This window comes from Colwellia piezophila ATCC BAA-637 (assembly GCF_000378625.1).
GTDB classification, from domain to species: Bacteria; Pseudomonadota; Gammaproteobacteria; order Enterobacterales; family Alteromonadaceae; genus Colwellia; species Colwellia piezophila.
Window position 1 is genome coordinate 69,731 of sequence record NZ_KB905169.1, and the last position, 12,300, is coordinate 82,030.

10 protein-coding genes and 1 pseudogene are annotated in these 12,300 nt (G+C 38.2%); 4 read left to right on the forward strand and 7 right to left on the reverse strand.

Translation table 11 applies throughout. From position 1 onward, the window contains the following. The first annotated feature begins 7 nt into the window (after positions 1-7). From F580_RS0116600 to F580_RS24760, 4 genes and pseudogenes are all read left to right on the forward strand, one after another. Positions 8-1,201, forward strand: coding sequence for a DUF418 domain-containing protein (locus F580_RS0116600; protein ID WP_019028876.1), 1,194 nt, complete (start codon positions 8-10; stop codon positions 1,199-1,201). After that, complete coding sequence (locus F580_RS26430; protein ID WP_157443151.1) at positions 1,188-1,364, forward strand: hypothetical protein; 177 nt, start codon at positions 1,188-1,190, stop codon at positions 1,362-1,364. Before F580_RS0116600 ends, F580_RS26430 begins: the two co-directional genes overlap by 14 nt. Positions 1,365-1,388: 24 nt before the next feature. After that, positions 1,389-2,477: a lactonase family protein gene (locus tag F580_RS0116605; RefSeq protein ID WP_019028877.1), complete on the forward strand. Its 1,089-nt coding sequence runs from the start codon at positions 1,389-1,391 to the stop codon at positions 2,475-2,477. Between the two features lie 398 nt (positions 2,478-2,875). Continuing rightward, positions 2,876-4,131, forward strand: a pseudogene (locus F580_RS24760) (IS110 family RNA-guided transposase). A gap of 205 nt (positions 4,132-4,336) precedes the next feature. Here F580_RS24760 and F580_RS0116615 read toward each other — a convergent pair. The 7 genes from F580_RS0116615 to F580_RS0116645 all read right to left on the reverse strand — a co-directional run bounded on the left by F580_RS0116615 (position 4,337) and on the right by F580_RS0116645 (position 12,300). Then, positions 4,337-4,555 carry a TIGR02922 family protein gene (locus F580_RS0116615; RefSeq protein ID WP_019028878.1) on the reverse strand — a complete coding sequence of 73 codons (219 nt, stop codon included), beginning with the start codon at positions 4,553-4,555 and terminating at the stop codon, positions 4,337-4,339. A gap of 400 nt (positions 4,556-4,955) precedes the next feature. Continuing rightward, on the reverse strand, positions 4,956-6,728 hold the full coding sequence (locus F580_RS0116620; protein WP_211215633.1) for a right-handed parallel beta-helix repeat-containing protein: 1,773 nt from the start codon (positions 6,726-6,728) through the stop codon (positions 4,956-4,958). A gap of 28 nt (positions 6,729-6,756) precedes the next feature. Then, a complete protein-coding gene (locus F580_RS0116625) occupies positions 6,757-8,304 on the reverse strand; it encodes a sulfatase family protein (RefSeq protein ID WP_019028880.1) in 1,548 nt (515 codons plus the stop codon). 151 nt (positions 8,305-8,455) lie between these two features. Then, a complete protein-coding gene (locus F580_RS0116630; protein ID WP_019028881.1) occupies positions 8,456-9,157 on the reverse strand; it encodes a substrate-binding periplasmic protein in 702 nt (233 codons plus the stop codon). Between the two features lie 5 nt (positions 9,158-9,162). Next, positions 9,163-10,143: a family 43 glycosylhydrolase gene (locus tag F580_RS0116635; RefSeq protein WP_019028882.1), complete on the reverse strand. Its 981-nt coding sequence runs from the start codon at positions 10,141-10,143 to the stop codon at positions 9,163-9,165. Beyond that, positions 10,140-12,023 (reverse strand): right-handed parallel beta-helix repeat-containing protein, encoded by a 1,884-nt coding sequence (locus F580_RS24765; protein ID WP_169338319.1) that lies wholly within the window; start codon positions 12,021-12,023, stop codon positions 10,140-10,142. Before F580_RS24765 ends, F580_RS0116635 begins: the two co-directional genes overlap by 4 nt. A gap of 34 nt (positions 12,024-12,057) precedes the next feature. Then, complete coding sequence (locus tag F580_RS0116645; RefSeq protein ID WP_019028884.1) at positions 12,058-12,300, reverse strand: hypothetical protein; 243 nt, start codon at positions 12,298-12,300, stop codon at positions 12,058-12,060.

The window sequence follows — 12,300 nt, forward strand, 5'->3', positions numbered from 1 at the left end:
AGTTTTAATGACTATAAAAGTAAATGAAAAAGAAAACAATCGCATAGTGATGATTGATGCCCTCAGGGGCTTTGCCCTAGCCGGCATTTTTTTATTGCACCATATTCAGCATTTTAATTTTTTTGTAAAACCAGAGTTTTCACCTGATTGGTTAATGCCGATAGATTTATGGCTCAAAGATACCATGTACTTTTTCATCGCCGGAAAAGCCTTTGCCTTATTTAGTTTACTGTTTGGTTTTAGTTATTGGCTTATTTATGAAAATGGGGTAAAACGAGGTGAGCAATATCTCTTTCGCCACTTTTGGCGCATGACACTGTTAATTGGCTTTGGTTTATTTCACCTGATGTTTTTTGCCGGCGATATCTTGATCATGTATGCGGTACTGGGCTTACCCTTAGTTTTAACTCGTTACATGAGTAGTAAAATGATTTTGTTGACAGCAATAGTGTTGATAATTAACCCTATCAGTGTTTATACCATTGGCAGCTACTTTTTTACTGACACTATTTATAACTCTCACCTTGCCTATCCAGTTAGCAATTTAAAACCATTATTGATGGAAAATTCGTTTTGGCAATTGCTGCAAGGCCATTTTGAATTCTCTTATTTTAGCTCTGTTATCTGGAGTTGGAATGTAGGTAGAATCATGGCGATTTCAGGTTTGTTTTTTCTTGGGGTCTATTTGGCTAAAAGCAAAAGTATGACCGAACGCCCACTCCAATTTTGGTATTATTTATTACTATTTAGCTTGGGTTCATGGCTATGCCTAGATTTATTAAATGATGCAGGCTTGAAGGCGATTGAAGACAAATCTGCACGTAAATTACTGTGGCAAATAACACAACGTTATATGAAAATTTCTATGCTGCTCAGTATCTTATCAAGCTTCATTCTGGTTTGGCGCCACAACCAAGGTAGTGTATTTGTCGCAAAGTTTATCAACTTTGGCCGTATGGGACTAAGTAATTATTTATTGATGTCCATTACTGGAACTTTTATCTATTACGGTTGGGGGCTTGCTTTATACAAGTATTGCGGAACAAGCATCTCATTATTTATTGGCATAACCTTATTGATGTTGCAAATGAAGTTATCAACATATTGGTTAAGGCGATATGGGCAAGGACCATTGGAAAAACTGTGGCGCAAACTAACGTGGATCCCCATCAAAAAAAACACAGCTATTGCTCAAAATTAATAAAATAAAAATACGATTTGATACCGTATTAAACAATCAGGTAACGGTTTTTCATGACAGTATAAAAACACCTAAATATGTGCGTTATGCGTGGGAAAACAATCCCGAGAACGCGAGTTTATATAACGACCAAGGCTTACCTGCAACGCCATTTCCCGTTTAACTACCTAATTAAAGGAGAAGTTTCATGATTTCAAGAGTATTAACTGCTTTATTTTTCTTACTTAACTCTTCGTCATTAGTAGCACAAGAGTTTTTATATCTGTCGTCGGGAGAAGCTTTATCCGTTAAGAAAATTAACGAAAAAACAGGTAAGTTGATTGATTTTCAAAGAATTGAACACAAAGGAATGTCAGTTTTTACTTTTTCACGAAACAAAAGATTCCTTTATATTGTGGCAACTGTAGATAATGACAAAAAAAAATTATCAATAGCTACCTATAAAATATTAACGGATGGTAAATTGGTTTTAATTAACAACGCGCCAATAAGTGGTAGAACCACGGAGCTTAAAACAGATCATTCTGACAAGTTTCTAGCGGGGGCTAATTACGGTAAAGGCACAGCGTCTATTTGGAAACTTGAAAATGGCGTATACAAGGGAGAACTTGTTCAAGAAATAATATTGGATAAAAAGGCACATGCGGTTCGTTTTTCTCCAGATAATAAAACCCTGTTTATTCCCGCCACAGGCCCTAATAAAATTTTTCAATTAGCTTTTGATGAAAATACCGGAAAAGTAACAAAAACTAAATCGGCCATAGGTCCAACCGAAGGAGCCGCTCAACCTAGACATTTGGTATTTCATCCTAAGTTTAACATCGCCTACTCCACCCAAGAAAGGGTTAAACCTGGCGTAGCTGTATGGCAATGGCATCCTGAAATAGGTACGTTGGGATTAACACAAACATTGACTAACTCTGATGATAGCCGCGGGCGGATTACCAACGCCGATTTGCACATTTCACCAGATCAAAAATTCCTCTATATCTCTAGTCGAGATAATCAAAAAGAACTAGACCAGATCATTTCATATAAAATCAACGCGATAGATGGCAGCCTGACCTTAGTTAATAAATTTCCTACTGAGCACTTTCCACGGTCGTTCACTCTAAATAAAACCGGCGAATTTGCTTATGTCGCCGGGCAAAGAGACAATAAACTTGGTGTTTATAAAATTAATAAAAAAACCGGTGATTTAGTCAAAGTAATGCAATATGAAACAGGAAACAATCCTATTTGGGTGGAAACCTTGCTACTTAACGTAGAGCACTAGGAAACAAAAATAAGGCTCTATTAGCGTTAACTGTTGGTAACTGAGTTTTTAGTCACCTCAATAAAAGAATTGGCTTACTTTGCAGCAAACCCATTGTTCTTCATCCGTCTATAATGTGCCATGAACCGTCATTCTCTGATAGATATGAAACGATCACTTTTACCACTTTATAGTCTTTTACTCCTGATTCAGACCATACTTAATTGGTTCAGGTTAGTGCTATTAGTTTACGAATAATTACCACATAACATTTAATGTTTACCGCATTGCTTTCGAGACTAATGGTACGCTCAAGCTCACTAACGAATACTCAGGGCTCGTATTTAACACTACTGTCTATATTGCTTTCGAAGAGCTTAGCATTCTAACTGAATACATATAAGTTTTGGAGGTGATTGATGGTTTCTCAAGTGACTAAATATAGTGCTCATATCGGAATTGATTGGGCTGACAAAAAGCATGACTATTGTATTCAAGGTGGAAAACAATCAAATCGAGAGTTCGGTATTTTAACCCATTCTCCTGATAAAATTAATGATTGGGTTCAATCGTTACACAAGCGATTTGGTGGTCAATTAGCGATTTCAATTGAGTTAACTAAAGGCCCAATTGTTTATGCTTTACAAAAATATAACTTCATAACATTGTTTCCGATTAATCCGTTGATGCTTGCTAGGTATCGAGAGGCCTTTACTCCGAGTAAGGCCAAGGATGATCCTACGGATGCCGAGTTAGCGTTAGATTTAATGCTCAACTACCCTAACAAGATTAAACCACTTTCTATGCAGGGTGAGAAGATCCGTAAACTTATGTATCTGGTTGAGCAACGCCGAAGGTTAGTTGAAGATAGAAGAAGGTTTAGTAATCGATTAATCTACACCCTAAAGCAGTACTTCCCTCAACTATTAGAGTGGTTTAGCCATAGAGATTCAGAACTGTTTTGTCAGTTCATTAATCGTTGGCCTAGCTTACAAAAGCTAAAGCGAGCAAGAGCAGATACGATAAGGAATTTTTTTAAAAAAGCTAGTGCGCGCTCTGTCCCTCTTATTGAACAACGCATTACTGCGATTAAAGATGCTCAATATATCACCGAAGATCCTGCCATTATTGAGTCACATCAATTATTTGCCACTTCCGTTACAGCACAAATAATCACTACAGTGGAGCTATTAAGGTCTTTGATGATGAAATAAGTAAATTGTTTCATACACTACCTGACGCCAACCTTTTTGAATCTTTGCCAAGTGCAGGGCCTTGTATGGCACCCAGGTTACTTGTTGCCTTTGGTGAAAATAGAGACCGATTTGATAATGCGTCTCAAGTTCAAATGTATGCAGGTGTTGCTCCAGTTACTGTTAGAAGTGGTCAAAAGGAGTGGGTTCACTGGCGATGGCAGTGCTCTAAATTCCTTCGCCAGTCTTTCATTGAATGGACATCAAAAACTGTTTACTCATCGTATTGGGCTGGGTTGTATTACGCGCAACAACGTAAAAAAGGAAACACGCATCAATCAACAATTAGATCCTTAGCCTTTAAATGGATCAGAATACTGTTTCGATGCTGGAAGACAAGAAAGCCCTATAGTGAAGCTAAATATCTGAAGTCACTGAGAGATAGAAAATCACCATTATTATTGCTAAAAACTGTTGACTAAAAGACTCAGGGCGTGATGCGGACATTAGTTATTACAGATATTGAACAGGTTGGATTAGATTTTGTATCGACGCCCCAGCCAGAGACCTTTAATCGTTAGGCATACCTTAACCCAAAACACACCTATTTCCTTTAAATTGGATATTAAGTTGATTAGTAAGGATGGTTGCCTGATGAGCCTTTAAGGTTCAGACTATATAAATTTTTTAAGCTAGTTTTCCTACAGACAAAATACGATCGCCCACTTTATTTAAAATTTTAATTTCACCTTCGCATACCGCAATAATAGATTTACCTTTTTTAAACAATTCAGGTATGACTACTCTCCCTTGTTGATTCTTTGGAAAGGACTTTACTTCATGTAGTAATTCAAGCGATTCATCATGATAATAAATGATAGTGATTTGGGTCAAATTTAACTGCATATTAGACTCTTTTATATTGTTCTACATTGGTTTTTTATCGATAACATCACATTAAACGGCTAAGTAATGTCTCATAGTAGCTACAGCCTTACCTTAGTTATTTCAAATAAAAGGTATGCATAGAATATTTCAAGCTGATTCATTGATGTATCACAGGTACCTAACTAAAATAATTCATTAGAAAATATATAGCAAATATTTTAAGGCTAACGTCCGGAATGCGCACTAAGTGAGCCTTCTTTATCAACGTTTGAGCGGCTATTTCGCTCAAAGCGGAAGTTCCCATCCGCTGACTTATGCTTATCCTACTGATATTCATGCCGTTGTTAATTAAACAGGAGAAGGAGGAGTCAGCACAGATGGAGATCCACACTTCACGCTAATATAACGTTTATCACTGTTATTCTTTCGCTTTAGGTACTATAGCGCCCAAATGAACTTTCCCATTGAGCTTATTGCCCAAAATATCTTTTGTTACGGTTAAACCACCACTGCGACTGTTTCCTTGCAAACCGTTACTATTCGGTAATGGGAGTACAAGCACACCTTTATTGGCGATTAAAGCATTATTAGTGGGCCGGTAATCGGCAATAGTATCGCCACCGTTTTCAACAAATAACGGGTCGCCGATAATAGCTGCATTGTTTTTCATCACCCCTACCTCTGGCCAATCTTTAGCGGTTAAAAATAGGTTATTGGTCATAATTAGGTTTTTGCTTGGATTTTTCCCCTTAACTAACTGATACCTTTTTTGAGGTAAATAATAACTACCCTGCTTAAAATAAAAGATATTGTTGGCTATAACGGCCCCATTAGTTTCTTGATGTACGGCAAGTTGCGCAACATGATCGACATAGACGGTATTGTTGTAGATGTAGTTGTTTACTGGCGCTATATTAGGATTAACCTTCCTACCTTTCATGCCAACAAAACCACTCAGCCATAAGGTTTTACCATCGTGAGTCGCTTTGCCGTAAGCACGATTTTTATCACCTTTAACACGATAACCATCGTTTATACTGACATTGTAGCGGTAGCTGTTATTTCGGTTATTACCCAAAATCTCAATAAACGCTCCCTCATTATTCAAACTTAAGTTGTACTGAATAATGATATTTGAGCAATGAAAGTCTATATGAAAACCAGCTGAATCTGCGGGGCCTACTGCATTTTTAAACTCATTATATTCAACCAGCACATCGTTAGTATTCCATGTCCACATACCACTACCACGCCCCCATTTACGGGCATCGTACTTACCCGTATCAAAATCTAGACTACTACCCGTGCGATCGATTTTATTATGGCTAACTAAACTGCCATCAACGCCGCCAAACATAATGCCGGGGCCGCCAATATCATGCAGAAGGTTATTTTCTAGTGTTATGTTTTTAATAAGTTTCTTTAAAATAGGATAAGGAGTACTCTGAATTCTAGGGTTATTCGCCGTTGCTTTGATGCCAGTATGGGCAATGTCATATATTTCACTGTTAGTAATACTAATGTCAGTTAAAAGAGTGTTCGCGCCACTACTGCGGTTAAACAGATGAATACCATAACCATAAGCTTGTGTACCATTTTGTGTATTGACATCGCCAGCACGGTCAATATCACCAAAACTATAATGAAAAATGTCATGGATTTTTAAATTATCTAATGAAATATGACCATATGTTTGGTTATATTTTTTATCGATATAAATTAAAACCCCAACTCTTATTGCTTGAGCTGCTTTTCTATCAGTTATTTGCTGCGGTTTTCCACCATCTGCTTCAATATCGATATTACTGACATTAATATAACGACTGTTTTTAATTTCAATACCAGCGAGCTCTCCTGCGGCATTGATATATGCTCGCTGATTATTGTCTTCTAACTTGCCACCAAACGTTGAGATAGTAATGGGCTGTAACGCACTACCTGATTTATTCAATAGTCGTAAACTACCGTTAAATTTATCCCCAGCCTTCAAGAAGATATTATCTCCAGGTTTAAGAGCAAGGGTGTTTATCTTACTAAGAGAGGCGAATGGTTTCGCCTCTGTGCCCTTATTTTCATCTGATCCAAAATGACTAGCAACATAATAATCTTGTGCTAAGACCACAGGTGAAAAAATGAGAATACTTAAAAGTGGTAATTTAACCATTTTGCGCCAATCTTTTAAGTACATCATTTTATTCATTTATTTAAGGCTCTATTACTTAATGCATTTTTTTGATTGTTTCAATACGCTGTTGTAAGCGCTCGACAACTTCGGGGTATTCAGCAGCCAAATTCACTTGCTCCTGCCTATCAGTGCTTATATCAAACAACTGAGGACTAGTTTTTAAGCCATTTTCAATCGCAGTTTTATTGGCTAGCCAATTAGGTGTTGTCCCTGTAAACGGAGCAATATATTTCCATTTGCCGCTGCGTAAAGACAGTGTAAAAGACTCCTCTAACATGTCTTGCCTGCCCTTAGCTTTTGCATCCAATAAGGCTGGCAGCATATTCTCGCTGTCTATCGCTTCGCCTTGAGCAAGCTCTACTCCGATAAACTGAGCCAACGACTTGTACAAGTCAATATGGCTAATTAGCGCCGAACTATCGCCCTTGTTTTTTATACCGTTTGGATAAGTGACAATCATAGGTACACGAGTTCCGGCTTCATAGGCACTGTATTTTCCGCCGCGATATCCACCCGCGGGATCATGATCACCACGCATTTCTTCTGCCATATCAGCGTAACCATCGTCCATTACCGGGCCATTATCACTAGAAAATATAATCAGGGTATTTTCATATAGACCTTGTTTTTTCAACTCATCAACAATGCGACCTGTCATCCAATCCATCTGTAAAATGGCATCACCTCTTGGTCCCATACCAGATTTTCCAGCAAACAATTTGTGTGGTACTCGTGGTACATGAATGTCATGGAATGGAAAAAACAGCATGAATGGTTGACCTTTTACAGACTGAATAAAATCAATGGCTTTGTTAGTAAATACAAAGGGGAAATCTTCGTCTTTCCACTCAGCCTTTTTACCGCCAGCCATCCAACCAATACGGCTAATACCATTTACTATGGTGGCACTATGCTGTAAATCGGCCTTTTGCTTTAATAACTCTGGGCTTTCAGTGCCTACAGGTCGCTCTCCAATACGCTTTTCATAACTAATAGTTATGGGATCATTTGGATTTAAATTAACCACATGATGATTTTCCAAATAAACCGTTGGCACCCTATCGCCAGTTGCAGGCATTAGGAAGCTGTAATCAAAGCCTAATTCCAGCGGCCCAGGTTTTACGGCTTTATTCCAATCAACAAAACCATCACCTAAACCTAAATGCCATTTACCAACCACAGCAGTTTTATAGCCCGCTCGTTTAAACATTTTTGGCAAGGTTGGTTTAGTGTGGTCAATGATTAAAGGTGCATCTCCCGGTAAAATTGCGGCATTATTTCTAAAGGCATATTGCCCTGTTAATAAAGAATAACGTGATGGTGTACAGGTTGCTGCTGAACTATGCGCATCAGTGAAGCGTATTCCTTCTTTTGCCAAAGCATCAACATTAGGGGTTTTAGCTGCAGTCATGCCATAACTGCTTAAATCGCCATAACCCAGATCATCAACGTAGAATATAACCACGTTAGGCTTTTTTTCTTTAAGTGCGGTGTCTTGAATATTGACTTGATTAGTCTTTTCTACGCCACATGCGCTCAACAGCATAGTGATCAAGCCACTAATTAGTAGTTTATTAGTCATTGTTATTTCCTTTATTCTTTTATTTTTATTTTTATTTTTATTTTGTCGAACAATTTGCAGCTTCCTATGCCAAAGAAGAATGGCTCATTATCAAAGTGAGGCAAACTAAAGAAATTTGTTTAATTTATTCATCTATTGATTCTTCTTCTCCCTAATCTATTAAAAGCGTTCTTATCGCACTTTTCCTAATAACAGCAATTCGACCTTCGGCCTCCATTTCTTTAAGTACATTGGTTATCTCCGGAATAAGGTAGGCATTTTTTTTATGTACATAATGAAATAAATTTACCTGAGTAATTGCAGGCTCGTGCACCTTTATACCTTTTATGCCAAGTATTTTAAGTTGACTTAATCCTGTAACTTTAGCTAATACCACAACATCAGTACGTTCTTTAATTAACATTTTAAATAGTTGATTACTATCAGCAACTGGTACAACTTGCATGCCTTTGGTGCCCTTTTCGATAAAAATATCGCCACGCTTAATTCCGATGATATACGCTTTTAAGGCTTGCCAATTGGGAAAGTAATTAATGTCGTTTTTCGAAAAGACCATGCCTTCAACAACATTAATAGCAACAGGTATTCTTATTAAATTAGGGTAGACACTTTCAATCCCTGCAATGCGGCCCACTTCACCATCAACTGTACCTTTATTTGCCATTGCAAGAGACCGTGCAGACGGAAATTGTTCAATTTTAGCTTCAATACCAATACGTTTATAAGCTTCAATTATTACCTTGCTAGAAATGTCTGTAACCGGATCTTTTGCGCCTGAAAACAGCAGCAATTGTTGAGCGTATACCGGTGATACAAGCAAAAGTAGTATTAACATAAATGAAATTCTGTTCATAAAAATCAACGCCTGTATTGCAACGGTATAATTTTTCCATCTTTACCAAAATAGATTTCATCAAAATGTACGGAACGTTGTTTACCCTGCTCTGATAGCACTTTGCTGTGATAAAACACGTACCATTTATCATTAAACTCAGTAATAGAACCATGACTGGTGCCAGCTCCAACCGGAGTCATCACTTCACCGACATAGTCAAAAGGCCCCATTGGGTTAGTCGCCATGGCGTAAACAAGTGTTGTGTCTTTTTCCCAACCATTTGAATACATGTAATAGTAATAATCACCACGTTTAAATACCCAGGGACCTTCACCATACCAACCACCGCCACTTTTCTCTGTGTACTGTTCAATGCCATTAATTTTAACTGGTTGAATATCACCATCGAGTTCAATCATATTTTCTTTGAGCTTAACGACTCTAGCGTCACGACAACCAAAATACATATAAGCTTGTCCGTCGTCATCAATCAATAAAGCGGGGTCTATCGGCTCTGTGCCAACGACTTGTTCATTCCCCGTTTTATCAATGAGTGGTTTACCTAAAGGGTCGACAAAGCCAGAGGTTGGAGAATCACTTACCGCAACACCAATTTTTGTTTGTTCCACCGGGTAATAAAAATAATACTTACCGTTACGTGTTACTGCATCGGGTGCCCACGCTTGTTTTGTCGCCCATGAAATATCATCAAGACCAAAAAACGCCCCGTGATCTGTCCAATTATTTAAATCTTTTGTTGAAAACACATGCCAATCGGTCATATCAAAGTGAGCATCTAGATCACTGTCATCCCTGTCATGCGAGGTATATAAATAGAGCTTGTCGCCAAATACTCGTGCTGAAGGATCTGCGGTATAGATGTGACGAATGAGCGGATTCCCTTGGTTTTCAAACGCTATCGTTGGGTTTGCTGAGCAAGCAGATATCGTTGTCATAGCAGCACCGAGTAAAATTAGTTTTGCTAATTTACCAGTATGATTCATCTATCATCCTTGCTCATTTTTTGACGTTTAAATGCTAATAACAAAATTAGAAAGGCAAAGCCAAATAATGACATTGAACCACCATTACTTGATTCAACTGGCTCTGGCTTTGATTCTGCCACCGGTTGTGCCTCTGATACAGGCTCAGATTCCTCTTCAGCCTCAGGTTCCTGTTCTGGTTCTGGTTCTGGCTCTAGTTGTGGTTCTGCAGGTTGTACTTCTTCAGTTTCATAAAACACTGCGCCGATATGGGCATGGTTACCTATGGTGTTTCCTAATATATCTTTTTCCAGTTGCATACCGCCTGTTAAGCCATAACTGTCATTTGGCAAGCGGGTGATATCTATACCACTAGCTAAAATGGTGTGATCACTTGTTATTTGATAATCTGCTATGGAGTTACCCCCTTTATTAGCAAAAGTAACTGCTTCATATATTGGATTTGAATCAGTAACGAACATTTCATCAGGCCAAATTTGATCATGTATGAAAAGGTTATTGGTGATGATTAAATCTTTGTAACTATCAGTTCCACTTGAGTCTGCTATATATTCTGAGCCAGGGGCGATTTCAGCTTGCCCTTCAATCGCAAAAATATTGTTGGCTATTACAACACCTTGAGTTTCATTGTGAATGCCAAAATGAATAGTTTGCTCTGATTTTACAAAAATGGTGTTGTTATAAATGTAGTTATTTTTTGGCGCAACTTTAGGCCTGTCCTTGCCGACAAAACCACTTAGCCAAATAACTTTGCCATCTTGAGCGCCATCGATTCCCTTTTGGCGATAACCATCATTAATACTGATATTATATCGATAGGTATTGTTTTCGTTGTTGCCAAGGATCTCAATAAACCCTCCTGCATTGTTACGACTTAAATTGTACTGGACAATAACGTTGGTACAGTTGAAATCAATATGAAAACCTGCTGAATCGGCCGGTCCACTTGCATCAGTAAATTCATTATGTTCAATTAATAAATCTCGTGCACCCCAAGGCCACATACCACTGCCTCGTGCCCACATACGTTCATCAATTTGGCTGCCAGTCCTGTGAACTCTGTTATGAGCAACATAGCCGCCATTGATGCCGCCAAACTGTATGCCCGGTCCGCCAATATCATGAAAATAATTGTCAATTAACTCAACATTATAGATATTACCCCAGCGACGTTCTTCCGGTTTTCGGTTGGTGTTTGAGGTGGTTTTAAATGCCGTATGGCCAATGTGGTGAATTTCTGAATTTTTAAAAGAAACATCTGTTAATACGGTATTGTCGTGGTTGTTACTGTTATACAACCTAACACCATAGCCGTACGCTTGAGTTCCATTGGCAGTCGCCACATCATCACCTCGGTCTACCCCCGGATTTTCACTAAAGATATGGTGAATGAAGATGTTATCAAAATTAAGGTAACCATAGGTATTTCCGATAGCGTCATTAATGTCGACTAAAACACCTAGCCTCATAGCGTTTTTCGCACGGTATTTTTGTTTTGTCCCCCCGTCAGCAGTGATTTCGATGTTACTTACATTGATGTACTTTGGGTTTACTAACTCAATAGCCGCTAACATGTTTTTTGCATCGATAATCGCTTTACTGCCGCCATCGCCATAGGAGGAAATAGTTATTGGACTTTCCTCACTTCCCGATGCCCCTGCCAGCTTTAATGAACCATAAAACGTTTCACCTGCTGCTAAATAAATATTATCTCCTGGCTCTAAACTTAAACTAGACAGACTTTGTAATGTTTTAAGTGCACTGTTTTTGTTAGTTCCTACCGCATTATCATCACCATTTGGGTGGACATAATAATCAGTAGCAAAAGTAACCTTACATACCAGTAACAGTAATACTGTTGATAACTTTGCTATTTTCATTGTTATTTTTAAACTCGACTCATTAGTAAATAGTTTAATGTTCATTGTTTTTTAACAAGTAACTAAAGGGGAATAGCGGTAGGTTATTACTATTGTAAACAGAAAATTTATCCAAAGGCGCCGACCAACCCCACAGTTTTATCGGTTCAAGCCGTTGCAATACCATATTATCCGCAAATATTTTTGGCATACTGATTGCGGCATAAACTGACCTTTGCCACAATATTGCGAGTAAGGCTATGACATGACGAAGTAGTGTTGGTTTAATAGACTTCAT